Source organism: Aquiflexum gelatinilyticum, assembly GCF_024813435.1.
Taxonomy (GTDB): Bacteria; Bacteroidota; Bacteroidia; order Cytophagales; family Cyclobacteriaceae; genus Cognataquiflexum; species Cognataquiflexum gelatinilyticum.
Genome location: NZ_JANAEZ010000004.1, coordinates 376,554 through 400,224, shown reverse-complemented (window position 1 = coordinate 400,224; position 23,671 = coordinate 376,554). Strand labels below are relative to the sequence as shown.

Sequence of the window (23,671 nt, the reverse complement as noted above, 5' to 3'; positions counted from 1 at the left end):
TGTTTGATTATTTTTCCCGGTGCACCAGGTCTTGGGTGAGTTGAAGAAGGGATATATAGATTTTCTTGTTGGGAACTTCAAGAGCAGCATATTGCTCAAATCCTTTGCCGAAGTATGCTTTCATTTTTGCTTCGGTCAGGCTTTTAATCCCCAGAGAATCATAAATGGCCGTAACAGCAGCAACCTTTTCTTCTTTGTTAAAAGTCTTAGCCTCCAGCCAGTACTCCAATTTCATTTTAGCAACTCCTTCAGCCAATTCGTTGGCTTTGATAAGCAGGAAAGTCTTTTTGTTCGAAATGATATCGCCACCGACCTGCTTGCCGAATTTGTCTTTGTCGGCATAGACATCGAGCAAGTCATCTTTGAGTTGAAAACCTATACCGATATTGACTCCAAAATCATAGAGTTTTTGTGCATCTTCGATCGAAGCATCGGCCAAAATCGCCCCAAACTGAAGTGAAAATCCGAGCAAAACAGCTGTTTTTTGCCTGATCATGTCGATATAGGCTTCCTCCGTGACAGAATTTTGGGATTCAAAATTCATGTCATGCTGCTGCCCTTCGCAAACTTCGGCAGCTGTTTGATTAAACAGGCGGATGGATTCCCAGAATTTACCGGGTTCAATGTCCAGGAGCATGTCATAAGCTTTGACCAGCATCACATCCCCGGAAAGAATCGCCGTATTGGCATTCCATTTTTCATGGACAGTAGCTTTTCCCCTTCGTAGCGGGGCATCATCCATGATGTCGTCATGCATCAGGGTAAAGTTGTGAAAGACCTCCACTGCCGACGCGGGATTCATGATGTTTTGGTAGTCAGACTTATACAGCGAATAAGCCATCAGGGTAAGCAAAGGGCGGATTCTTTTTCCGCCCAGGCTCATGATGTATGAAATCGGCTCGTAAAGTTCTTGGGGTGATTGTCCGTAAGAATGTCTTTGGATATGTTTTTCTAAATCCTGTAAGATTTTATCTACGCTTATTTCTTGGTTCATTATCTGCAAATTCCAGGTCTATAGTTCTTCTATCAATGTCCGTGGCTACTACACGTACCATTACTTTTTCACCCAAAGTGATCATTTTTTTATTTCTTGTCCCAATGAGACGCATATTTTTTTCATCAAATTGGTAATAATCGTCCTTCATATCCTGAACCCTGATCATTCCTTCACACTTGGTTTCGGTGATTTCCACAAAAACTCCCCACTCTGTCACTCCGGTAACGATACCGTCATAATCCTTTTCCTCAGCAAGGGACATGAATTCCACTTGTTTGTATTTGATGGAAGCTCTCTCTGAATCAGCAGCCCTTTTTTCCCTTTCGGAAGAATGGAGACACTTGTCTTCCCAAGTTTCTGCCTCAGGCGACTTGCCGCCATCAAGATAATGCTGCAACAATCGGTGCACCATCATATCCGGATACCTTCGGATAGGCGAGGTGAAGTGGGTATAATGTTGGAATGCCAAACCAAAGTGGCCTTTTGCTTCTGTTGTATATTTTGCCTTAGCCATGCTTCGGATTGCAAGTTGCTCAAGGACATTTTGTTCAGGTTTCCCGAGAATCTCCTCCATGAGTTTATTCAAGGCCATCGAAATCCTTGTCCCTTCCCCTATTTTCATTTCATGGCCAAATTTCTTGGCAAAATTGGCAAAGGTCTCCAACCTCTCCGCATCCGGATGGTCGTGAATCCTATATACAAATGTATCCTTGCCTTTGTTTTTGTTGAAGACAAATTCTGCAACGGTCCTGTTTGCCAATAGCATAAATTCCTCAATGAGCTTGTGAATGTCCTTTCGCTCTTTGACAAAGAGACCAAGTGGCTTTCCTTTTTCATCTAGTTTGAATTTGACTTCCACAGTTTCAAAATTGACCGCTCCTTTATCAAATCTTCTTTTTCGCAGCTTCTTTGCAAGGTCATTTAAAAGTGTGAGTTCCTGATAGAAATCACCTTCCTGCTTGTCGATATTTTCCTGTCCTTCTTCATAGGCAAATCGCCTGTCGGAATGTGTTACGGTCCTGCCGATCCATTTATTGAGTACATCGGCATTTTCATCCATTTCAAAAACGCAGGAAAAAGTCAATTTGTCCTCATTTGGTCTCAGCGAGCAAAGTCCATTGCTGAGTCTTTCTGGAAGCATCGGGATGGTTCTATCCACCAAATAAACCGAAGTAGCCCTTTCGTAGGCCTCTTTTTCCAATTTGGTTTTTGGCTTGACATAGTGGGTCACGTCAGCGATATGGACACCTATTTCAAGGTTTCCGTTTTCCAATACCCTGTAGGATATCGCATCATCAAAATCCTTGGCATCAGCCGGATCGATGGTAAATGTGGGAATGTCCCGCATATCGCGGCGGTTTTTGATTTCTTCAGGTGAAATTTCCTCGGGGATCAGGTTTGCTTCATCTTCGACCTCTTGTGGGTATTCGAAGGGCAAGCCAAACTCAGCCATGATGGAATGGATCTCAACTTCATGTTCTCCGGCTTTGCCGAGAACACGGGTGACTTTCCCTGTCGGATTTTTGTCGTCTTCGCGCCAGTCGGAGAGTTTGACAACTACCTTTTGGTTGTGTTCGGCACCGCCAAGGTCACCTCTGTGGACAAAAATGTCATAATGCATCTTCTTGAAATCAGGCACGACAAAGGCGAATCTCGGGGATATTTCTACCCTACCGACAAACTCATCCCTGCTTCGGCTTACGATTTCCAATACTTTTCCCTCCAGCCTTCCGGTACTTCCTTTGACGGGGTATACCATGATTCTGACACGGTCACCATCCAAAGCATGTTTTAGATCGGCTTCTTTAATGAGAACATCTTCCTCCAATCCATGTTTTGCGTCAGGTTTGATGAATGCAAACCGCGGATTGACAAAATCCACTTCTCCTTCGATGAACTCAGGTTCTTTGACCGAGGCAAAATAATTTCTCGGTGATTTGGATATGTTGCCTGCTGCGGCAAGTTTATGTAACATCGGTTCTACACCGCCTTTGGCGATAGAGTCGCGGATTTCAAGTTTCTTGATAATCTGTTTGGCATTGAATTCTTTGCCGTAATTGTTATCCAAAAAATTGAGTACTTTTTTGGCCAGTTGGGCGGCATCTATCACCTTTCCGCTTTTTTTGCCCTTTTGGCCCTGATTATTTGATTTTCTTCCCATGAAAGTTTATTTCCAATTGTGTAATGATAAGCCCTGAATCTGTGCGAAATGGGCTGTGTTGTTTTTTTTAAATTCCGAGAAAGTCAATTCCGGATTAAGGGATATATTACTTAAAATTCGAGATGTTTTTTCTTCATCCTCAAAAAAATGAATAATTGTAACCGTATCAAAAATGGATTTTCTCAAAAGGTGTTGTTACTTTTTCTAAAGTTAATAAAAAACTTAAAGCAGAATTGGTTCCAATTTGGTTTTATTAACCAAAATCCTTCCAAGAAAGCAACTTACCGCTGCTGCGTATTTGTGACTCCTTGCCGCCATATACCAAGAATTTTTTCAGGTTTTTGATTTGTGAGATTTCTTCGAACTTGTTGAGCTCGACATTATACAGGTTCAATTTTGAAATTACACGGATATAATTTTGAAATTACATGACATAAACTTTGAAATAACACGACATAAATTTTGAAATTACATACGTTTAATTTTGAATTTACATGTGGTCTATTAGTTTTTCTATATTCGAAAAGAGTCAATTTGGGCTTATTCGCTTTATTTAGTTTCTGATTTGGATCATCTTTCATTGTCCTTATTAATCACTTCCATTTCGATATCAGGCGGCAGTCCTTGAAAAGCCAAATATATCTGGGCTGTCACCACCACATCACGCAGGCAATATTTTCTTATCGATTCCAGGTCTTTTTGGATATAATAGGCTTCATTGACCTGAGAACCGTCGATGGACTCCTTGGAAGTAGGGATGTCAAAAATGGCAGCAAGCAATTCGAGCCTTGTGTAATGCTTATAATCCCCGAATTTCCACAGTTCCAAAGTATCAAGGTGACGGACTTCCCAAGGTTTTTTGCCTGCGATCTGCAATGGTTCAGGAAGGGGAATCCTATTTATCAAGATCCTTCGGCTGAGATAAGGGAAGTCAAATTCCTTTCCGTTGTGGGCACACAGGACCCATTTTTTCTTTTGGAGTAATTCACAAAAGGCAGTCAGGGTGTCGTATTCCAATTCTTCCCCATAGCTTTTGGTCCGGAATTCCAATTTATTTTCTTCCTCCAAATAATGAAAGTATCCGACTCCCACGCAGATGACTTTACCAAATTCAGCAAAAATTCCTGCTTTTTGGAAAAATAAACTTCCCGGTTCTCCTTCTTCCTCCTTGGGCATGATATGCTTTTCTTTTTTAAGCCATTCTTCCTGTAGCCGCGGTGGTAATTCCTTAAAATCGGATTCCAAAGAAGCAGTCTCGATATCCAAAAAAAGGACATCCCCTAATTCACTCAAAAAATTTCCCATATAAATGATTTTTAGATTGTTTCCTTTCTATCTTCCAAATAAACATTGGGCAATCCTATTTCCGGAATTGATCCAATTACTCATTAAGATATTGGGATATTAGTTAATATTCAACTAAAAATCAAAAAATCATATAAATTCAATTCTGCCATTATGAATGGAGAACACCTTCCAATCCCAATTCAGGGATAAAGCTCAGATTGGAAGGATCCATACTCCCTTCTGCGAAAATGAATTTTTTGTCAAAAATCTGATTTAGGATATAATAACTTACCCAATATTCATTGGTCAAAGCAAAAAGGGTAGGGTCAATCGGTTCGATTTTGGCAATGGATTCTGATCCAAGTTCTTGGATCATATGTCTCAAAACCGAGGTTTTCTTTTCTTCTCCACCGATTTGGCCATAGCCTTTTGAGGTAATCATCACAGTATTCAATTCAATCAGGTTGAGATTGATGATGTAAACCGACCATTCGGTATTGCCGTTGGTTTCTTCTTTGGCAATGGCAAGCTTGACTCCCGTGACAGGGTGAAAGTCGATGTCTTTTTTCATTTTTTCAAGATGTGAGACATAAGATATGAGACACAAGACAATTTAAATCAACTGTGAATGCTAATCTTAATATCAAATTTATTTCAATCCTATTTCTGATTTATTTCAATTTTATATTTACCGTATTTCAACCTATTTCTACTGTATTTCGAAAATTTTAATCCAACTCCATCTCAAATAATTCAACAAGATGATTTTTGACTTTTTCCTTTACTTCAGTTTCGTCTAAGTTGTGTCCAAGTTCTAGATGCATAGAAGTGACTGCTTTGTCCGCTATGCCACAAGGTACAATGTTGTTGAAATAGCCAATGTCTGCATTGATGTTAAAAGCGAAGCCATGCATAGTTACCCATCGGCTTGATTTTACGCCAAGTGCACAGATTTTTCTTGGGTTTTTCTGTTCGAGGTAATCCAGCCAAACTCCGGTCAATCCCTCGATTCTTCCTGCTTCGATCCCATATTCAGCCAAAGTCAAAATGACAGCTTCTTCGAGAAGTCTCAGGTATTTGTGGATGTCGGTAAAGAAATTATCGAGATCAATAATGGGGTATCCCACCATCTGTCCGGGACCGTGATAAGTGATGTCACCTCCCCTGTTGATTTTGTAAAAAGTAGCATCCTTATCTTTCAATCCCTTCTCATCCAACAAGAGATTGGACAATTCACCGCTTTTTCCCAAAGTATAGACGTGTGGGTGCTCGACAAAAATCAAGTAGTTGTCAGTGGAAATTTGCGATTCCGGGCCAGTTTGACGGTTTTGGATTTTAAGTGAAACGGTCTTTGCAAAAAGCTCTTCCTGGAAATCCCAAGTTTCTTTGTAATCCTTGATGCCGAGATCGATGAACTTAACTTTTTTATTGATAACTTGATTCACAGTTTTTCTTTAAATCCAAATGAGAACAGCAACCATAAAATGATGGTTCTCTTTGATAACCCAAAAATAAACAAATATCTTATGGCGGAGCACAATGATAAAGGAAAGGAAGCTGAGAACTTGGCTAAAGACTGGTTGATTGGTAGGGGATATGAATTTGTGGAGGCCAATTACCGGAGTGGACATGCTGAAATTGACCTTATTTTTAAGCATAAAGGGATTTTGGTTTTTGTGGAAGTCAAATTCCGAAGTGGTACCGGTTTTGGCTATGCCGAGGAATTTGTTGACGGTACCAAAAGGAAATTGTTGATCAAAGCTGCTGATAATTTTGTGTATGAACGCGATTGGCACAAGGATATTCGGTTTGACATCGTCGGCGTTTATCGAGATCAAAAAGGAAATTTGAATTTCAGGCAATTTGAGGATGCCTTTTATTAGAAAATCAAAAGGCAGGGAAATATGTAATTCCGATTAGGTAATATTTTTTTTAAAACAACCTTCAAATCCGAATAAGAATCAAACAATTTTTCTAGAGTAAGCTCTCAATATTTTTCCAAATAGTCTCAAATACAATTAAATGCCCCTCCTCAGTAGGATGGATTCCATCGGGTAGGTTGAGGTCAGGGTTCCCTGCTACACCTTCCAATAAAAACGGGATCAATTCGACATTTTCCTCAGCAGCTACCTCCGGGAATAATTCTGAAAATTCTTTGGTGTATTCCTGACCCATATTTGGTGGAATCTGCATTCCTGCCAATATAATTACAGTCTCAGGGTATTTACTTTTGACCAATTGAATAATCCCTTTCAGGTTTTTCTTGGTCTCTGATGGGGTGATTCCCCGTAACCCATCATTTCCGCCCAATTCCAAGATAAAAATCGTCGGTTCTTCTTCCAAAAACCAATCCAAACGGCTCAAACCGCTAGCTGTTGTTTCTCCACTCAAACCGGCATTGATGACCCTATAATCCAAACCAAGACTGTCAATCCTCGCCGCAGTCAAACCCGGAAATGCATCCTCGGCTTCGATTCCATACCCAGCTGTAAGACTATTTCCAAAAAATAGAATAAGTTTTTTTGAAGGGGCCGGTTCAGGTTTTGAGGTTGATTCTGTTTCAGCTGTGTTTTCGTTTTTAGTGTTACAAGATGAAAAAAGAATGATAATTAGGAAAAGAATATGTATAAATGCTTGGTTCATTTGATTCATGTTAACTTTTTAAAATAATATAAGTCCATCCTTTTGGATTCGCTTCTAATATGAATGATTCAGATTGACTTATCGATTCAATTTGTTTTATTTCTTTAAGAAATATGTCTTGGAAATCTTTATTTGGAATGTTACCTAAACTAATTTTTATTAATTTTTTTGGTGATCCTTTTATGAATAGGTCATTCTTAAAATCTATGTCTTTTGAAATAACAATTAATCCAAATTCATCAGCCTATCGGGCAATCGAGGCATCGGTTGAATAAAATCCTTCCAAAATGTTGTTGACATGGGTTGCTTCATATCCTAGCGAATTCAAGAATCTTATGAATTTTTATGAGATATGTACGTCACATAAAAACTTCATGCAACTTCTCTGATTGAATTTCCTGAGATGGCCAGTTTTGCAAATTCATACACAGCTAAGAAATCTTCTTTTTCCAACTCAGGATGATCCAAAATTATTTCTTCCATACTCATGCCTGACGCTGATAGATCCAATAAGACTTCAACTGGCCATCTCATCCCTCTAATGCAGGGCTTCCCATGGCAAATTTCCGGCTCAATGGTGATGCGATTTTGATATTTCATTTTTCTCCTTTCTTCAAATTTACTATTTTCTTCGAATTTTGTTCAAAGCCCGACCTTTCCTTTTATATTTAAAGTCAACGATTCAAACCATTAGCACGTTTGATGGTGTTATTGTCAAAACCAATCCACAAAGATTTTTATGAGCATATTAAGTGTAAAGGATGTGTCCAAAACCTACCAAAGCGGCACACGAAAACTGACTGTCTTAGATCAGGTTAATTTTGATATCCAAGCTGGGGAAAGCATCTCCATAGTCGGGCCTTCGGGAAGCGGAAAGACCACATTGCTTGGGTTGTGTGCAGGATTGGATTCTGCGAGTACGGGATCTGTGGTGTTGGCAGGCAATGCCTTCGAAAAGCTGTCTGAAGACCAACGTGCAGAGGTTAGGAGTAAAAACATCGGATTTATTTTTCAGAATTTCCAATTGCTGCCTACCCTTACCGCCTTGGAAAATGTCATGGTTCCCCTTGAACTCAAAAAAAGAAAAGACGCCAAAGCAAAAGCTACAGAGTTACTGACCAAAGTTGGATTGGGAGATAGGGTTACCCATTATCCATCTCAGCTTTCGGGTGGAGAACAGCAGCGTGTGTCTATAGCAAGGGCTTTTGCCAATGAACCAAAAATACTTTTTGCCGATGAACCTACAGGAAATCTAGATACCGAAACTGGTGAGATGATCGAAGACCTGATTTTTGATATGAATAAGGAACAAGGCACCACACTTATTTTAGTGACACATGATCCGGAATTAGCGAAGAGAACAAACCGCATCATCAACATCAAAGGCGGAAGAATCCAGGAGGGCAGCCATGTCTGATTTTTCTTGGGTTTTGAAAATGGCCTTCCGGGATTTTAGGAAAAATTTCTCAAGGCTACTGCTTTTTGTTTCTTCCATGGTTGTTGGGATTGCTGCCTTGGTAGGCATCAGTTCCTTTGGTGAAAATCTCAAAAAAGGAATCGACCAACAATCCAAAGAGCTTGTTGGTGCTGATTTGGTATTGGAAAATAACAAACCACTTGGGCCGCAGCCTACCGATTCTTTGGCAATTGCGACCGCTGAGGAAATCAACTTTGCAAGTATGGTCGCATTTCCTTCCACAGGTGCAAGCCGTCTAACGCAGGTTAGGGCACTGGAAGGAGATTTTCCTTTCTATGGAAAATTAGAAACCATCCCTGCCGAAGCAGAAGCTTCGTTTAGAAAGGGTGGAAAAAGGGCTTTGGTAGAAAAACTCCTCATGGCACAATTCAATGCTGAAATTGGGGACAGCATCAAAGTGGGTAACGTTTCTTTTTATATAGAAGGCGAATTGCAGAAAGTTCCGGGACAAACCGGGATTACAGCCACTGTCGCTCCTGCGGTTTATATTCCGATGGAATATGTGGAGGCTACCGGACTGATCCAATACGGCAGTAGGCTTGAATATGTAAGGTATTATCAATTGGATGATTTGACCAATCCTGATGACTTGGTGAAGAAATATGAGGAGCAATGGGAAGAAGAGAAAGTGGATGCAGATACTGTTGAAGACCGGAAAAGACAGACAGGCCGTTCATTTGAAAACCTATCCAATTTCCTGAGTTTGGTTGCTTTTATCGCTCTTCTTCTCGGATGTGTGGGAGTGGCGAGTGCAGTCAATGTTTTTGTAAAAGAGAAATTGGCTTCAGTGGCAGTGCTGAGATGTCTGGGCGTATCCGCTTGGACTGCGATGAAAATTTATCTGGTTCAGATCGTGATTATGGGTTTGGCAGGGGCGTTGTTTGGATCACTTTTAGGGAGCATTTTGCAGTTTATTTTACCGGCTGTTTTTGCGGACTTCCTTCCGGTGGATGTTACCATTGCAATTTCTTGGAAAAGTATTGGCTTTGGTGTAATCACGGGATTGTTGGTATCTATTTTATTTGCCTTGTTGCCTTTGTTGAAAATCAGAAAAGTATCTCCGATGGCTACTTTAAGGCCGGAAGAAGGAGAAACCAAGATTAACAAAGACCCATTGAGATGGGCAGTTGTCGTAGGAATACTATTGTTTGTCTATGGCTTTAGCTTTTACTTGCTCAATGGTTGGCAAACAGCTCTAGGCTTTACGGGATTTGTTGTTTTTGCTTTTTTGATCCTTTGGTCAGTAGCAATTGGAATTATGTGGCTGATCCGGAAGTTCCTTCCGATCTCACTGCAGTATCCAATTAGACAATCGTTGGCAAACCTTTACCGACCAAACAACCAAACCATTTCCCTGATTGCGACAATCGGTTTGGGTACAGCCATGATCAGTACCTTGTTTTTTGTCCAAAACCAATTGTTGGATGAAGCAAAGTTCGCAGACAAAAAGGATCAGCCAAATATGCTGCTTTTTGATATCCAAACCCATCAGGTGGAGGCTGTCGCGGATAAGATTCGAAGCAAGGATCTTCCGATCATGCAGCAGGTTCCCATTGTGACCATGGGATTGGAATCTATCAATGGATTGACCAAAAAAGGAAATGACACTTTGCCTGAGGAAGAAAAACGTTCCAGAGGATTGTATAATAGAGAATTTAGGGTGACCTACAGAGACACTTTGATCAGTTCGGAAAGATTGTTAAGTGGTGAACTTAGGAAAGTAACCAATCCTGAAGATTCCATATTTGTTTCCTTTGATCAAGGATATGCCATGAGGACTGGGATCAAGTTAGGCGACGAAATTATCTTCAATGTACAGGGAAGGCCCATCACGACTTATGTGGGTAGTTTCCGGGATGTGAAGTTCAATCAAGTCTCGACGAATTTTCTTGTGCTTTTTCCTGAAAATGTACTGAACAATGCACCCAAATTCCATGTGGTAATCACCAAGACCAAAAATGACCGACAGGCCGCGGATGTGCAATCGGAGATTGTGAGAGAGTTTCCAAATATTTCCGTGATCAACTTGGGGGCGATAGTAGAGACTTTGGAAGAGATTCTCGGCAAGATCAGTTTTGTGATCCAATTCATGGCGTTCTTCAGTATCATTACCGGGATTTTGGTTTTGATCAGTTCACTGATCATCAGCAAATACCAAAGGATGCGGGAAAGTATTTTGCTACGGACACTAGGTGCAGACAGCGGTTTGGTCAGCAAGATCAATACCTTGGAATATTTCTTTTTAGGGTCATTAGCCTCATTGAGCGGAATTTTACTCTCCTTTTTGGCAACATGGTTGCTAAGTGAGTTTGTATTTGAATTACCATTTAGAGGTGCATACACTGAAGCGTTGATAGTCTATTTAGCCATTACAGCATTGACAATTTTGTTAGGCTGGCTCAATGGTCGCAAAATCGTGAAGATGCCTCCTATGGAGATTTTGAGGGGATAGTTTCGGGAGTTATCAGCAATCTTGCCAATAACAGAATATTCTTTATTTATCGGGACGGAAGACAAATTTGGCCTTTGGGAATAAAATTCTCAAAGGCCTTTTTTTGTCCACGTTGGGATGATCAACTTTCTTTTTGGTAGATTGGAATTAAAAACTATTTTTGTCTTATATAAATCAAACCAATAAAAAACATGAATAAAATCAGATCCTTTGCCATTATTTTAATTTTTGGCCTTTTTATTTCAATTCAGGCTCATGCCCAAGTCCATGTTGGAGTGTACAATAGTGGCCTATTTAGTCAAATCGGAGTTGGAACAGATAATGAGAAAAAGTATTTTGGTGAATTAAGGTTCCTCGCAACGGACCTACTTGATACTCCTCTTGGAGTTGAAGGAATGTTTCATAGAAATTTTAAGAGGTCAGATTGGGTTAATTTACATGCAGGCGTTATGTTAGGCGTATTTGAAAATGGAGGAGCAAGAGTTGGATTGCCTTTAGGGTTGACTTTTAAACCCATACAAGAACATAAGAATTTTTCAATTCTAATTGAAGCTACACCCAATGTGAATTTTGATATTGGAATGGTTGGGTTTAGAGGAAATATCGGTCTGCGCTACACTTTCAGGAAGGAAAAAGAATAAAACATAGACCTCCTATTTGACAGAACCGACTATCCTCTTCATTGGGATGGTCGGTTTTTTTATTGGGTGGAAAAAGATTATTTTGATCCTGTCAAATCCACCAGCCATGAAAAAAACATTGATTCTATTTGCTTTCAGCTTCTTTTTATTTGCCTCAGAGATTTTTTCCCAGATCATGCCTTCTCCTAACAGAAAAGAAGGGGAAGGCCCATATGACAAGTTGATCCTTCGGGGAGTAACATTGATCGATGGGACAGGCTCACCGCCAATCGGTCCTGTCGATATAGTGGTACAAAAGAACAGGATCACTGAAATAACAGTCGTAGGTTATCCCGGTATTCCCATCAAGGAAGATAAAAGGCCAAAGGCCGGGCCAAATGACAAAGTGATGGAACTTGCAGGACATTACCTTTTGCCGGGATTTATCGATATGCACGGGCATATAGGAGGTTCAGGACAGGGCACTCCCGCTGAATATGTTTTCAAACTTTGGATGTCGCATGGCATCACTACTGTAAAAGACCCCTCTGCAAGTAATGGATTGGGTTGGGTGCTTGACCATAAGAAAAAATCCGCAGCCAACACCATCACCGCACCGAGGCTGTTGGCTTACACGAGTTTTGGGCAAGGTTCTGAAAAACCCATTACCAACGCCGCAGAGGCAAAAGTATGGGTAAACGAAAACGCCAAAAAAGGAGCGGACGGTATCAAATTCTTTGGTGCAAAACCGGAAGTGATGCAGGCAGCATTGGAAGAAAACAAAAGAATCGGCTTGAGGTCATCGATGCATCATGCGCAGATGGACGTGGCGAGATGGAATGTTCTCCATTCTGCAAGGGCAGGACTGACTACCATGGAGCATTGGTATGGACTTCCTGAAGCACTTTTTGCTGACAGGACCATTCAGGATTACAGGCTGGATTATAATTATCAGAATGAACAGCACAGATTTGCGGAAGCAGGAAAGCTTTGGAAACAGGCTGCACCGCCGTATTCAGAGCATTGGAACAAAGTGATGCAGGAGCTGTTGGACCTGGATTTTACTTTGGATCCCACTTTCAATATCTATGAAGCAAACCGGGACCTGATGCGGGCGAGAAGGGCAGAGTGGCATGAGGAATATACGCTTCCTTCCTTATGGCGATTTTATAAGCCGAGCCGCGAGTCCCACGGATCCTATTGGTTTGATTGGACTACAGAAGAGGAGATCCAATGGAAAGAAAATTACCACCTTTGGATGACTTTTGTCAATGAATATAAAAACCGTGGAGGAAGGGTAACCACAGGTTCTGATTCTGGTTTTATTTATCAATTGTATGGATTTGCCTATATCAGAGAAATGGAATTGCTGAGGGAAGCTGGATTTCATCCTTTGGAAGTCATTAGGTCTTCCACAATGTACGCTGCCGAGGCTTTGGGAATGGAAAATGAAATAGGAACTGTGGAAGTCGGGAAGTTGGCAGACTTTGTGATTTTGGAAGAAAATCCACTTCAAAACCTCAAGGTATTGTATGGGACTGGTGCCATCCGGATAGATGAAAACAATGAGCCTATCAGAGTTGGCGGGGTAAAGTATACCGTGAAGGATGGAATAGTATATGATGCCAAACAACTGCTTCTTGACGTCCGTAATTTAGTACAACAACATAAACACAGGGAAGAGTCCAGGAAATTAAAGCAGCCGGGATTGGATTGGTGAAAAAAGTATCAAGTACAAAGTACCAAGACCCAGGACTCGTTAAAAAGTATAGATAATAGAAAGAGTCAGCAAATTGATAATAAGGAAAACCAAATCTTTTGTCTAATACATGGTACTTTGGACACAATACTTCGTACAATAGAAATATGCCACACATTCAACTTAATTCTGCCAAGCTATTTTATATCCAAGAGGGTCAAGGAGAGGAAGTAATTGTTTTCTCCCATGGTTTGCTTTGGAGTCATAAGATGTTTCAAAGTCAGATTGATTTTTTGAAAAAGGATTATACAGTCATCGCCTACGACCATCGAGGACAAGGTCAATCTGAAGTATCTTCAGGACCGTATGACATGGATATGCTTGCCTTGGATGCCATGGAATTGATTGACAAGATGGTTGGGAAACCGGTACATTTTGTAGGGCTTTCCATGGGAGGGTTTGTTGGGATGCGCCTTGCTGCCAGGTTTCCTGAATATGTTAAAAGTTTGATTCTATTGGAAACCTCAGCTAGTCCAGAGCCTGTAGAAAATTTGCCTAAGTATAAATTATTGACTGGAATCGTCAAATGGTTTGGGATTATTCCAACTGTTGCCGGAACAGTGATGAAGATTATGTTTGCACAGAGCTGGCTTGAAAATCCGAAAAATGCGGATTCTTACAAAAAGTGGATCAAAGAGCTTCAGTCCAACAAAAAAACCATCACCAAATCCGTAGAGGCAGTAATCTACAGAAAAGGGATAGAGGAAGAAATCCGGCAAATCAAAAGTCCTACAATGATCGTGGTAGGGGACGAAGACGTAGCCACCAAACCGGAAAAAGCGAAATTTATCCAAATGTCAATCCCTAATTCGGTCTTGCACATGGTGCCGGGAGCAGGTCATAGTAGCTGCATTGAAAAACCCCAAGAAATCAACAGGCTTATTGGAGACTGGATGAAACAGTTTTGATTTTATTTAGCCAAGGAAAATATTTTTAAAAAAATTGAGGTTGTATGAAACCTTTTATTATATTTGTATGTATATACATTTAATACAAAGACATTTTATACAAATGAGGTTAGAAGACGAGATTCAGCAAAAGGAGTTTAAGGATGCTTATAACAAAGCGACTGTCAACCTCCTATTTACACATAGCTACATCGTCACTAAACAGAATAGTTTTCTTAAACCATTTGGACTATCCCCTGAGCAATACAATGTCCTTAGAATTCTAAGAGGACAGAATGGGAATCCCATTACAGTATCATCCATTCAAGACCGTATGCTCAACAAAATGTCCAATGCTTCACGGTTAGTAGAGAAACTTAAACAAAAAGGATTGGTGATTAGGAATGAATGTCCCGCAGACAGAAGACAAGTGGATATTATCATTACTGACAAAGGCTTGGATTTATTGAATCAACTACAACAAGAAATCCTTAATCAAAATCAAAATCTGATCAAATTGGATGCATCAGAAGTTGATCAGTTGAATTTCTTGCTTGATAAACTCAGGGGATAAAAAAATTTCATTTAAAACATGTATAGACATTTAATGTATATGAATTTCATTCAAAAAATATATTTACCTAACAAAAAATAAAACAAACAAAACTATGAGTACTACAACAGTAACAGCAACCAAATGGGCAATTGACCCCACACATTCAGAAGTATCGTTCAAAGTTAAGCACTTGGTGATTTCTACCGTGACTGGTAATTTCAAGTCATTTGAAGGCGGAGCAGAAAGCGATTCAGATGATTTTCAAGGAGCAGAGATTTCTTTCGCAGCCCACATCGCAAGTATTGATACCAACCAATCAGACCGGGACAATCACTTGAAATCTGCTGATTTCTTCGATGCTGAAAAATATCCGAAAATGACTTTCACAGGAATTTTGGAAGGCGACAAGCTGAAAGGTGAATTGACAATAAAAGAGACAACCAAGGATGTTGAACTTTCCGCAGATTTTGGAGGAATTGTACAGGACCCTTACGGGCAGACCAAAGCCGGATTTGAATTGGAAGGAAAAATCAGCAGGAAAGAATTCGGTTTGACTTGGAATGCCGTAACCGAAGCAGGAAGTGTAGTAGTAAGTGATCAAGTCAGAATTCTGGCAAACATTCAGATAGTTAAGCAGTAATTTAGTAAATGGTTAATGGTTATTGGTTTATTGCCAATAACCATTAACCAAATAACAAAAAAATATAACCTAAAAACCCTTACGCCATGTCCCCTTTAATTTCCGGAATCCACCATATCACCGCAATTGCAGGCAATCCACAAAAAAACCTGGATTTTTATACAGGAATTTTGGGTTTGAGGTTGGTGAAAAAGACCATCAATTTTGATGCGCCTGATGTCTATCATTTCTATTTTGGGGATGAATTGGGTGCGCCCGGGACTGTGTTCACGACTTTCCCGTTTGAGGGAGCTAGAAAAGGAACCAAAGGAACCGGAGAATTGACCTATACGGCATTTTCAATTTCTGTGGATGCATTGGGTTTTTGGATGGATAGACTCGCAAAATTCAACATTCCAATTTCCACCCCTTTGACAAGATTTGGTGACAAATTGATCAGGTTTAAAGACCATGACGGCATGGGGATCGAATTGATCGCCAATGACAATGACGATCGAAAGGGTTGGACTTATGGAAATATCCCATTGAAATATTCCATAAGAGGATTTTACGGTGCAACATTAAATCTGAAAGCAAAAGAACTGACAGCGAATTTGCTCACTCAATTTATGGATTATCGTTTTATTGGGGATGAAAGCGGTCGATTCCGATATGGAACAAAGGGAGAACCGGGTGATATCGTAGACATCGTCATTGATCCAAATGGGAGACAGGGAGTGCAAAGTGCGGGAACTGTTCACCACATCGCATTTAGAACTGCAAACGTTGACAGCCAATTGGAGATACAGGAAATCTTATTGCGAAATGGCTACCATGTGACAGAAGTGAAGGATCGAAATTATTTCAAATCCATCTATTTCCGCGAGCCGGGAGGAGTGTTGTTCGAAATCGCAACCGATGAACCGGGATTTGCAATTGATGAAGATGAAGCACATTTGGGGGAATTGTTGAAATTGCCGGAGTGGATTGAGCCACAAAGGTCAAGGCTAGAATCTAGATTGGCTAAAGTTGAACTGAAACCTGAGCAATATGGCTGAGATAATAAGATCAGGTAAACCTTTGGATGAATCCTCCAAAGTTGCGATCATGATTCATGGCAGAGGAGCAAATACTTCAAGTATCTTAGGTTTGAAGCAATATTTGAATCTGGATGAATTTGCCTTATTGGCTCCTCAGGCACCTGGAGGGACTTGGTATCCTTATTCATTTATCGCACCGGATTCAAATAATGAACCTGCATTTTCAAATTCTATTGAGATAATCAACAAGGTTGTTCAAGATCTCTTTGAAAAAGGACTCCGATCGGATCAAATCTATTTTATCGGATTTTCTCAGGGAGCATGTCTTTCTTTGGAATATGCTTCTCAAAACGCCAAAAAGTACGGCGGGGTGATAGCATTTACCGGAGGATTGATTGGGGAAAAATTAAATCCCGCTAAGTACAAAGGTGATTTTCTCGGAACTCCTGTTTTTATCGGATCAAGTCTCAAGGATATGCATGTTCCATTAAGCAGGATTGAAGCTTCAGCGGAATTGATAAAAAATCTTGGCGCAGAAGTAAAAACCTTGTTTTTTGCCGATACGCAGCATACCATCCGTCAAGAGGAGATTGATTGGGTTAATAAGAATATGTTGAAGTAATTGAAAACTAAACCAAAAAGCCTGACTTTACCTTTCAGGCTTTTTGGCTAACTGATTTTTTGGAAAACTTATGCCTAGCTTCCTTGTTATTAGCTAAATTTGAATATGGCAAATCAATACTTGAAATTTCTAGAGGCACTTTCTCAAAACAACCATAAATCATGGATGGATGAGAACAAAGCGTGGTACCTTGCTGTCAAAGAGGAATTTTTGAATGATGTGGGCGAAATGCTCGCTGAAGTTTCTGTTTGGGAACCGGCCTTATCTTCTTTCAAAGCAAAAGACTGTGTTTTTAGACAAAACAGGGATGTTCGATTTTCAGCAAACAAAGACCCCTACAAAACCAATTTTGCTGCATATTTCTCTGTTGGGGGAAAGAAATCCCTAGGCCCGGGATACTATGTTCATGTACAGCCTGGCAATAGCTTTTTGGCAGGGGGAATATGGATGCCGGAATCCGAAAGCCTGAAAAAAATAAGACAGGAGATTGACTATTCAGGCAAGGAATTGGATGCCATTTTGAATGAACCGAAGTTCAAAAAGACTTTTTCAGGATTGGAAGGAGACAAACTCAAAAATATGCCAAAGGGTTATGAAATGGATCACCCTTACATTGAATTGCTCAAGCATAAGAGTTTTATAGTATCCAATCCGATTTCCGATGTGGAAATTTCATCAGGAAGTTTTAAGAAAAAAGCAGTGGAAGGCTTCAAATTGATGAAGCCATTCCATGATTTTCTTTCTCGCGCAATAGATGAATCGGATAGCGGAGACGGGTTGATGTGATGGATTTATTGGAAATCGTTCCAGTCGATTTCATCAAATACTCCTGAGACCGTTCCAAATCCAATCATCAATAAAAACAGAACCAACAATCCGAATCCGATGGCATACCAAATCAATTTGGCTTTGGCCCAATTGGCTTTGTTGGTGTTTCCGGTTTTGTCGACTGCCCATACAATGAGCATGATAAAACCAATGACGGGAATATTTGCTATCAGTATTGTCAAAAACCAATCGCTTGTTTTTACAGGCGGATGCTGGAATTCCGCATTGTAGTCAAATTCCATTTTCTTGGGAGTTTTGAGAGGTTAACAAATCTTTTACTTCAAATGTATATTCGCTGATGGCATAATTTTCAGCATTGAAAGGATCAGTTTGTATAAAAGAGATTTTGATGGTCTTGTAATCCTCAATTTTTGAATATCCTTGGGAATACAATTCAGCACATTTTCTGGCAACATTTTCTTCACTCATTCTCATTTCAGGACTCTTTCCATTAAATAGCCTGAGTTCGATTGTTCCTTGGTTTTCGCCATCCGTGTATTCTTGGGATACATTGACTTCTACACTTTCAAATTCCCCCAAAGCAATAATTTCTGCTGAAGGAATGTAGCCTTCTCCTGCGATTTGGCTAAATCCCCACATCATACCTTTAACTATTGTCTCTCCGTCGCAGGCGCAGGAACTGACTAACAGAGAAATCAGAAATATATAAATCAGATTTTTTCTTCTCATTTTGCTGCTACAGCTTCTATTTCAATCAATAACTCTGGATTGGCAAGTGAATGGACTGCGATTGTAGATCGCGCAACCTTGTTTGGGTTTTCTTCATTGTTAAAAAACTCTCCATATGCTTTGAACCAAGCGTCCCAATCTACTTTTCCATCTTTGTCAGGCGCTAAATAAACCCTAAGGAAAACCACATCTTCCAAAGTAAATCCTCCTTCCCCAATGGTTTCTTTAATTCTTTCCAATATTCCGATACTTTGGTCATAAGTGTTGCCATACCGACCATATGTGCCCGGAATCGCATTCTCGTCTTTGACAGGAGCAACCAAACCCGAAGTGTAGAAATATTCTTTGTTTTTTGGAATGTACACCCCACGGAGAATTGCCGCATCAGGTCTGTCGTATCGGACGATGTATTCTTCTTTTTCTTCGGCAACCTTTTTTTCCTCAGTAGAAACAACACAAGATCCAAAAAAAGCAAATAATGAAAATAGGAGCAGTAATCTTATCATAATTTTTGGTTTTCTGGAATTAAAAAGGCTTGTGTTACCAAGCCTCTAATTATTGATTCAATATTTCTTTTATTCTTCTGCTTCAGTCATTTCACTTTCTTTCATTTTGACACGGAGGATAAAATCACTCAATACATTCATGTAGTTGATAAATGCATCGTATGGTGTGTCGTAATGGCTGAAATAAGAATGGACGTGGCCATCAGAAAAGAATTTTGTACACATGTAATAGAAGTGATCGGAAGTCTGTAAGTAATTCCAATCTCTTTGGATTTCTTCATCTTCAATGTTTTTGACCCTACTTTCCATTTCATATAGCTTGGAGAAAGCCTCATTCTGAAGGTCATTTCCTAACCAGGCTGTCAAATCCCTTTCCTCATCTGCCCATGAGATTGGTGTAGGAACATGGATTTTAGCTACTGGAGTTCCATGTTTAACCACCTCATAAGGAGTTGAAAATCCGAAATCAGTATACTTAAATACCGCATTTGGAAGCGCTTTCATGAATTCAAATATCCCGGTCTCTGCCCATTGGTGTTCACCGAATGTCTCATAGTCCATAAACAGATTCACTACCTCTTGTTCTTTTGGCACGGCATTGAGCCAAGTCACAAACTTTTCTGTGGTCAAAGGATAGTCTGCCCAAGTCTTGTTGCTAAACCTGAAGGCAATGTCATCGCTTAGTTGGAAGTTCTTGAGTAGGATTTTAAGGTTTGGATCTATGGAATTCTGGTATACAAAATTTGGACTCTTCCAGCCCAATATGTGCTTGGCACCTTCAGTGAGCATTCCTTCATAGCCCATCTCTGCTACCATTCCACCAATTTTGTCAGAATATATCAATTCAGTATTTCTAAATACTTTTGGGGTGTACCCGTTGAAATGTCTTTTTATTTTTTCGGCATGTCTTCCAACCATTCTTGTGAATTCCCCTTTACTTTTCAACGAGCACAAAGCGTGAGCATCAGTTTCAGCGAGGATTTCAACATGACCTGTGGCGACTAATCTTTTGAAACTCTCCAATACATCAGGAGCAAAGGCCTCAAATTGATCCAAGCAAACACCCGAAATGGAAAAAGCCACTTTGAACCTTCCCTGATATTGATGAATGAGATCAAGCAGGAGGGCATTCATAGGAAGGTAGCATTTTTGGGCTACTTTTCGGATAATGCTTTTATTGCTATAATCATCCCAATAATAATGGTCATCACCGATATCAAAAAAGCGATAAGGCTTGATTCTTAAAGGCTGGTGTACCTGAAAGTAAAAACATATTGTTCTCATGGCTATTGTTTTAAGGTCATCTGTTCGTATACTTTTACTAGTTTGGCGGCAACATGCTCCCACTTCAGTTTTTTCAATTCTTCGCTACCAAGTTCCTTGAACATTTTGGAAATACTTTCATAGTGAAGCAATCCAAAAATCGCATCTGCCATTGCATCCACATCCCAAAAATCCACTTTTATTGCGTTGACCAACACCTCGGCTACACCTGATTGCTTGGAAATGATTACAGGGGTATTATGTCTTACAGCTTCGAGGGGTGCAATGCCGAATGGTTCAGATACCGAAGGCATCACATATACGTCGCTGATGGCATACATGTCATCTACATCTTTGCCTTTTAGAAATCCTGTAAAATGAAATTTTGTACCCATGCCTAATTCCGCCACTCTCTCAATCATTCTATTGAGTAAATCGCCATTTCCTGCCATTACAAATCTGACATTTGGATCCCTGTCGATTACTTTTTTGGCTGCTTCCACAAAGTACTCAGGACCTTTTTGGAAAGTAATCCTGCCAAGGAAGGTTACAATTTTTTCAGGAACATGCTTCCTTGTATCTGATTTTATGATGCTAGCGTCCAATACAGCGTTGTGCAAAACACTGACTTTGTCAGGGTGGACTCCGTATTTTTCAATTACTACTTTTCTGGTCAAATGACTGACTGCCACCACATGGTCTGCCGCGTGCATTCCGGCCCTTTCAATATCATAGACGGGTTTGTTGACCGATTCCCCGGAACGGTCAAATTCCGTGGCATGGATATGGGCTACTAGTGGTTTGCCACTGATCTCTTTTGCAGCTATTCCTGCGGGATATGCAAGCCAATCATGTGCATGAATGACATCATGTTCTTTGGATTTTGCGATCTGTGCGGCCACAAGGGCATATCTGGAAACTTCCTTCATTAGGTCTTTTCCGTACTTTCCGCTAAACTCAAACTTATTAGAAAAAACGCTTTCATCGACATCTGTTCTGTCGTGGATGGTGAAGTCAGTGTACTTTTTGAATTCCTCAGGACCGAGATATGGCACAAGAAAACTGCTGACTTCAAGGTAAGTAAGATTTTTCCAGATCTTTTTGAATTTCCTTTCCCGATAATCAATTACAACATCACTTGCATTGACAAAATCCGCCAATGGTTCTTCATCACCCCATAATTTCGGCACCACAAAAATAACTTCTTGATTGTGGTGGTTCAAGCCTTTCACCAACCCGTAACAAGCGGTGCCCAAGCCTCCGGAAATATGTGGGGGAAATTCCCAACCGAACATCAATATCTTCATAAAACCGAATTAAACTTTTTCCAAAATATACATCATTCTTAATAACTCACCGATGGACCATGCCGAAGATATGGCACCTTTTGGTCTGTGTGGAGGATCTCCATCGTATATCTCTGCGACAGTTCCTATACCGTATTGCGGCATGACATCGTCAAATGCCTGCACTATTTTTTCTACAAAATGTTTCCCTGCTTTACCATGTAGCCTGAGGTATCCTTCCACAAAGTGACCCAATAACCAAGCCCAAACAGTTCCGTTGTGATAGGCTATGTCCCTAGTATATTGGTTTCCATGGTAATAGCCTTTATATCCCGGATCATCAGGTGCGAGTGATCTCAATCCTCTTGGAGTAAGAAGTTTTGATTTGGCAATTTCCAATATACTTTTCATTTGGCTTTCTTCCAATGGAGAATACGGCAAAGATGTAGCAATAACCATATTTGGCCGGATCGCCCAATCTTTATAATCTTCGCTCACATAATCTGCCAAATAGCCTTTTTTCTCGTCCCAGAATACCTCTGTAAAGGATTTTTTAACCTGTTCAGCCAAATCTTTGATTTCAGCATCATTGGTCAATTCATGGTAAAAGCAAAGTGAATTGTACCACAATGCGTTAATTTCTACAGGACATCCAATACGTGGAGTAACAGGTCCATCAGAATTCACTGCATCCATCCAAGTAAGCGCCACACCCTCCTGACCGCCATATACCAGCCCATTTTCAAGCATGTGGATATTGTAATCTGTCCCCTTACGGTATCCATCAATGATCCCTTTCATTTTATCAAGATATTTCTTCTTGATTGTTTTGGTATCTCCCGTAAATCTTATGTATTGCTGCAATGACCAAAAAAACCATAGTGGCGCATCCATGGATGCCAGATTTCTCATCACACCGCTACCCACATTGGGGAACAATGGGCCATGCAGGTCTGCCACCATAGTATCCATGATTTCGAGGAAAGTGTCTTTGTCACCTTGGGTCAACACCAAGCCAGGTGCCGATACGAAAGTATCCCTGCCCCACCATCCAAACCAAGGGTATCCGGCAATGACATGTGTTTTGCCATCTCTTTTTTGGATAAATTGGCCTGCAGAGTTTTTGAGGCAATTGACAAAATTATTTCTTGGAATCCTTCTTGCAAGTTCTTTCTCAAATGCCCTTTGGCGGGTGCTTGGGTCTGCTTCGGTAAGACCTGCAGAAAAAATTACGGATTCACCTTTTGCAATGTCAAATTCAAAACACCCTGGAACAAACAAATCTTCCTGATATTCATATCCTCTTTCTCTTTCCATGATATATTCAATATTGAAATACCATTCTGGTTTGGAGATATATTCATTCTTTTTGGAAAGCTGTAGATAAAGAGGGGAATATTCCGGATAAAGTTGAAATTTTACCCCATTTGGAACTTTTTCAAATTCCTTGTTGATCCTGTTGTTCTCTTTTGAGAGATTATGGTAGCCTCGGAATCCCAAAAAAGGACTGATCCTGATTTTGGTTGGAGAATGGGCTTCCAACAAAGTGTATTTGATCATCACACGATCCCTATTGGTATCGAGAATGAGTTCTTTTTGAAGCAAGACTCCTCCGACCCGATAGGTGAGCTTCGGTATTGGTTCTGTGTCGAAATCCTCTAAATATTTGTGGCCTCTTGGGGAATAGTTTCCTGGAAACTTACTAATCCCTAAATTGAAGCTTGCACCTCTTTGAATGACTGTCTCGTGGACAGTGGACAACATGACGTGAAGCTGTTCGTCGATCTGTGGTTGCGGAACGACCAATAATCCATGGTATTTCCTTGTATTACAGCCGATTATCGTGGTGCTTGTATAACATCCGCCTCTATTTGTTCGAATTATTTCCCTGTCAAGTGAGTAATTGAGGTTAATTAATTGGGTTTTGTCAAAGTGGATATAACTCATTTGGTCAAAAGTTTGAGATTTCTATAAAAAT

At 40.3% G+C, this 23,671-nt stretch carries 24 protein-coding genes and 1 pseudogene; 11 read left to right on the top strand and 14 right to left on the bottom strand.

Translation table 11 applies throughout. The features are described from left to right. Positions 1-7: 7 nt before the first annotated feature. The 5 genes from NK987_RS12130 to lipB all read right to left on the bottom strand — a co-directional run bounded on the left by NK987_RS12130 (position 8) and on the right by lipB (position 5,890). On the bottom strand, positions 8-994 hold the full coding sequence (locus tag NK987_RS12130) for a polyprenyl synthetase family protein (protein ID WP_259264041.1): 987 nt from the start codon (positions 992-994) through the stop codon (positions 8-10). Further along, entirely contained in the window at positions 969-3,158 is a 2,190-nt protein-coding gene (gene rnr / locus NK987_RS12125; RefSeq protein WP_259264040.1) for a ribonuclease R, read from the bottom strand. The genes NK987_RS12130 and rnr overlap by 26 nt, the downstream gene beginning before the upstream one ends. A gap of 570 nt (positions 3,159-3,728) precedes the next feature. Then, positions 3,729-4,463, bottom strand: a complete 735-nt coding sequence (locus NK987_RS12120) for a 3'-5' exonuclease (RefSeq protein WP_259264039.1) — start codon at positions 4,461-4,463, stop codon at positions 3,729-3,731. Between the two features lie 151 nt (positions 4,464-4,614). Continuing rightward, complete coding sequence (locus NK987_RS12115; protein ID WP_258424172.1) at positions 4,615-5,016, bottom strand: hypothetical protein; 402 nt, start codon at positions 5,014-5,016, stop codon at positions 4,615-4,617. Positions 5,017-5,173: 157 nt separating this feature from the next. Further along, positions 5,174-5,890 carry a lipoyl(octanoyl) transferase LipB gene (lipB, locus tag NK987_RS12110; protein WP_259264038.1) on the bottom strand — a complete coding sequence of 239 codons (717 nt, stop codon included), beginning with the start codon at positions 5,888-5,890 and terminating at the stop codon, positions 5,174-5,176. 81 nt (positions 5,891-5,971) lie between these two features. On the opposite strand from lipB, the gene NK987_RS12105 reads away from it, so the two are divergent. Further along, positions 5,972-6,328 carry a YraN family protein gene (locus NK987_RS12105; RefSeq protein WP_259264037.1) on the top strand — a complete coding sequence of 119 codons (357 nt, stop codon included), beginning with the start codon at positions 5,972-5,974 and terminating at the stop codon, positions 6,326-6,328. A 91-nt stretch (positions 6,329-6,419) separates the two neighbouring features. Here the strand turns inward: NK987_RS12105 and NK987_RS12100 are convergent, their stop codons facing one another. The 3 genes and pseudogenes from NK987_RS12100 to NK987_RS12095 all read right to left on the bottom strand — a co-directional run bounded on the left by NK987_RS12100 (position 6,420) and on the right by NK987_RS12095 (position 7,688). Beyond that, positions 6,420-7,088, bottom strand: a complete 669-nt coding sequence (locus tag NK987_RS12100; protein WP_259264036.1) for an arylesterase — start codon at positions 7,086-7,088, stop codon at positions 6,420-6,422. A gap of 10 nt (positions 7,089-7,098) precedes the next feature. Then, positions 7,099-7,320, bottom strand: a pseudogene (locus NK987_RS21475) (DUF5615 family PIN-like protein); the annotation flags it as partial. Between the two features lie 140 nt (positions 7,321-7,460). Continuing rightward, positions 7,461-7,688 (bottom strand): DUF433 domain-containing protein, encoded by a 228-nt coding sequence (locus NK987_RS12095; protein WP_259264035.1) that lies wholly within the window; start codon positions 7,686-7,688, stop codon positions 7,461-7,463. Positions 7,689-7,827: 139 nt separating this feature from the next. On the opposite strand from NK987_RS12095, the gene NK987_RS12090 reads away from it, so the two are divergent. From NK987_RS12090 to NK987_RS12045, 10 genes are all read left to right on the top strand, one after another. Continuing rightward, positions 7,828-8,505 carry an ABC transporter ATP-binding protein gene (locus NK987_RS12090; RefSeq protein WP_259264034.1) on the top strand — a complete coding sequence of 226 codons (678 nt, stop codon included), beginning with the start codon at positions 7,828-7,830 and terminating at the stop codon, positions 8,503-8,505. Further along, positions 8,498-11,017 carry an ABC transporter permease gene (locus NK987_RS12085; protein ID WP_259264033.1) on the top strand — a complete coding sequence of 840 codons (2,520 nt, stop codon included), beginning with the start codon at positions 8,498-8,500 and terminating at the stop codon, positions 11,015-11,017. Before NK987_RS12090 ends, NK987_RS12085 begins: the two co-directional genes overlap by 8 nt. Before the next feature lie 191 nt (positions 11,018-11,208). Further along, entirely contained in the window at positions 11,209-11,658 is a 450-nt protein-coding gene (locus NK987_RS12080) for a hypothetical protein (protein ID WP_259264032.1), read from the top strand. Between the two features lie 106 nt (positions 11,659-11,764). Continuing rightward, on the top strand, positions 11,765-13,357 hold the full coding sequence (locus NK987_RS12075) for an amidohydrolase family protein (protein ID WP_259264031.1): 1,593 nt from the start codon (positions 11,765-11,767) through the stop codon (positions 13,355-13,357). A 146-nt stretch (positions 13,358-13,503) separates the two neighbouring features. Continuing rightward, a complete protein-coding gene (locus NK987_RS12070) occupies positions 13,504-14,304 on the top strand; it encodes an alpha/beta fold hydrolase (protein WP_259264053.1) in 801 nt (266 codons plus the stop codon). A 103-nt stretch (positions 14,305-14,407) separates the two neighbouring features. Next, positions 14,408-14,857: a MarR family winged helix-turn-helix transcriptional regulator gene (locus NK987_RS12065; protein WP_258424182.1), complete on the top strand. Its 450-nt coding sequence runs from the start codon at positions 14,408-14,410 to the stop codon at positions 14,855-14,857. A gap of 94 nt (positions 14,858-14,951) precedes the next feature. Continuing rightward, positions 14,952-15,479 (top strand): YceI family protein, encoded by a 528-nt coding sequence (locus NK987_RS12060; RefSeq protein ID WP_259264030.1) that lies wholly within the window; start codon positions 14,952-14,954, stop codon positions 15,477-15,479. Between the two features lie 86 nt (positions 15,480-15,565). Beyond that, positions 15,566-16,516: a ring-cleaving dioxygenase gene (locus NK987_RS12055; protein WP_259264029.1), complete on the top strand. Its 951-nt coding sequence runs from the start codon at positions 15,566-15,568 to the stop codon at positions 16,514-16,516. After that, positions 16,509-17,120 (top strand): alpha/beta hydrolase, encoded by a 612-nt coding sequence (locus NK987_RS12050; protein ID WP_259264028.1) that lies wholly within the window; start codon positions 16,509-16,511, stop codon positions 17,118-17,120. Before NK987_RS12055 ends, NK987_RS12050 begins: the two co-directional genes overlap by 8 nt. Before the next feature lie 105 nt (positions 17,121-17,225). Continuing rightward, positions 17,226-17,906, top strand: coding sequence for a DUF2461 domain-containing protein (locus NK987_RS12045; RefSeq protein ID WP_258424186.1), 681 nt, complete (start codon positions 17,226-17,228; stop codon positions 17,904-17,906). 5 nt (positions 17,907-17,911) lie between these two features. On the opposite strand, the gene NK987_RS12040 is transcribed toward NK987_RS12045, so the two are convergent. The 6 genes from NK987_RS12040 to NK987_RS12015 all read right to left on the bottom strand — a co-directional run bounded on the left by NK987_RS12040 (position 17,912) and on the right by NK987_RS12015 (position 23,640). Further along, positions 17,912-18,190: a hypothetical protein gene (locus NK987_RS12040; RefSeq protein WP_259264027.1), complete on the bottom strand. Its 279-nt coding sequence runs from the start codon at positions 18,188-18,190 to the stop codon at positions 17,912-17,914. Beyond that, the gene (locus tag NK987_RS12035) at positions 18,180-18,638 is read right to left on the bottom strand and encodes a hypothetical protein (protein WP_259264026.1); all 459 of its coding nucleotides are present in this window, start codon (positions 18,636-18,638) and stop codon (positions 18,180-18,182) included. The genes NK987_RS12040 and NK987_RS12035 overlap by 11 nt, the downstream gene beginning before the upstream one ends. After that, positions 18,635-19,144 carry a RidA family protein gene (locus tag NK987_RS12030; RefSeq protein ID WP_259264025.1) on the bottom strand — a complete coding sequence of 170 codons (510 nt, stop codon included), beginning with the start codon at positions 19,142-19,144 and terminating at the stop codon, positions 18,635-18,637. The genes NK987_RS12035 and NK987_RS12030 overlap by 4 nt, the downstream gene beginning before the upstream one ends. Before the next feature lie 69 nt (positions 19,145-19,213). Continuing rightward, on the bottom strand, positions 19,214-20,428 hold the full coding sequence (locus NK987_RS12025; RefSeq protein ID WP_259264024.1) for a glycoside hydrolase family 57 protein: 1,215 nt from the start codon (positions 20,426-20,428) through the stop codon (positions 19,214-19,216). Between the two features lie 2 nt (positions 20,429-20,430). Next, positions 20,431-21,714, bottom strand: a complete 1,284-nt coding sequence (locus NK987_RS12020; protein ID WP_258424191.1) for a glycosyltransferase family 4 protein — start codon at positions 21,712-21,714, stop codon at positions 20,431-20,433. A 9-nt stretch (positions 21,715-21,723) separates the two neighbouring features. Further along, positions 21,724-23,640: an amylo-alpha-1,6-glucosidase gene (locus NK987_RS12015; RefSeq protein ID WP_259264023.1), complete on the bottom strand. Its 1,917-nt coding sequence runs from the start codon at positions 23,638-23,640 to the stop codon at positions 21,724-21,726. Positions 23,641-23,671: the final 31 nt, after the last annotated feature.

Bases quoted from the DNA above. Each gene is read 5' to 3' on its own strand.
- NK987_RS12130 (WP_259264041.1), bottom strand. From the start codon at position 994: ATGAACCAAGAAATAAGCGTAGATAAAATCTTACAGGATTTAGAAAAA.
- rnr (WP_259264040.1), bottom strand. From the start codon at position 3,158: ATGGGAAGAAAATCAAATAATCAGGGCCAAAAGGGCAAAAAAAGCGGA.
- NK987_RS12120 (WP_259264039.1), bottom strand. From the start codon at position 4,463: ATGGGAAATTTTTTGAGTGAATTAGGGGATGTCCTTTTTTTGGATATC.
- NK987_RS12115 (WP_258424172.1), bottom strand. From the start codon at position 5,016: ATGAAAAAAGACATCGACTTTCACCCTGTCACGGGAGTCAAGCTTGCC.
- NK987_RS12105 (WP_259264037.1), top strand. From the start codon at position 5,972: ATGGCGGAGCACAATGATAAAGGAAAGGAAGCTGAGAACTTGGCTAAA.
- NK987_RS12100 (WP_259264036.1), bottom strand. From the start codon at position 7,088: ATGAACCAAGCATTTATACATATTCTTTTCCTAATTATCATTCTTTTT.
- NK987_RS12095 (WP_259264035.1), bottom strand. From the start codon at position 7,688: ATGAAATATCAAAATCGCATCACCATTGAGCCGGAAATTTGCCATGGG.
- NK987_RS12090 (WP_259264034.1), top strand. From the start codon at position 7,828: ATGAGCATATTAAGTGTAAAGGATGTGTCCAAAACCTACCAAAGCGGC.
- NK987_RS12085 (WP_259264033.1), top strand. From the start codon at position 8,498: ATGTCTGATTTTTCTTGGGTTTTGAAAATGGCCTTCCGGGATTTTAGG.
- NK987_RS12080 (WP_259264032.1), top strand. From the start codon at position 11,209: ATGAATAAAATCAGATCCTTTGCCATTATTTTAATTTTTGGCCTTTTT.
- NK987_RS12075 (WP_259264031.1), top strand. From the start codon at position 11,765: ATGAAAAAAACATTGATTCTATTTGCTTTCAGCTTCTTTTTATTTGCC.
- NK987_RS12070 (WP_259264053.1), top strand. From the start codon at position 13,504: ATGCCACACATTCAACTTAATTCTGCCAAGCTATTTTATATCCAAGAG.
- NK987_RS12065 (WP_258424182.1), top strand. From the start codon at position 14,408: ATGAGGTTAGAAGACGAGATTCAGCAAAAGGAGTTTAAGGATGCTTAT.
- NK987_RS12060 (WP_259264030.1), top strand. From the start codon at position 14,952: ATGAGTACTACAACAGTAACAGCAACCAAATGGGCAATTGACCCCACA.
- NK987_RS12055 (WP_259264029.1), top strand. From the start codon at position 15,566: ATGTCCCCTTTAATTTCCGGAATCCACCATATCACCGCAATTGCAGGC.
- NK987_RS12050 (WP_259264028.1), top strand. From the start codon at position 16,509: ATGGCTGAGATAATAAGATCAGGTAAACCTTTGGATGAATCCTCCAAA.
- NK987_RS12045 (WP_258424186.1), top strand. From the start codon at position 17,226: ATGGCAAATCAATACTTGAAATTTCTAGAGGCACTTTCTCAAAACAAC.
- NK987_RS12040 (WP_259264027.1), bottom strand. From the start codon at position 18,190: ATGGAATTTGACTACAATGCGGAATTCCAGCATCCGCCTGTAAAAACA.
- NK987_RS12035 (WP_259264026.1), bottom strand. From the start codon at position 18,638: ATGAGAAGAAAAAATCTGATTTATATATTTCTGATTTCTCTGTTAGTC.
- NK987_RS12030 (WP_259264025.1), bottom strand. From the start codon at position 19,144: ATGATAAGATTACTGCTCCTATTTTCATTATTTGCTTTTTTTGGATCT.
- NK987_RS12025 (WP_259264024.1), bottom strand. From the start codon at position 20,428: ATGAGAACAATATGTTTTTACTTTCAGGTACACCAGCCTTTAAGAATC.
- NK987_RS12020 (WP_258424191.1), bottom strand. From the start codon at position 21,714: ATGAAGATATTGATGTTCGGTTGGGAATTTCCCCCACATATTTCCGGA.
- NK987_RS12015 (WP_259264023.1), bottom strand. From the start codon at position 23,640: ATGAGTTATATCCACTTTGACAAAACCCAATTAATTAACCTCAATTAC.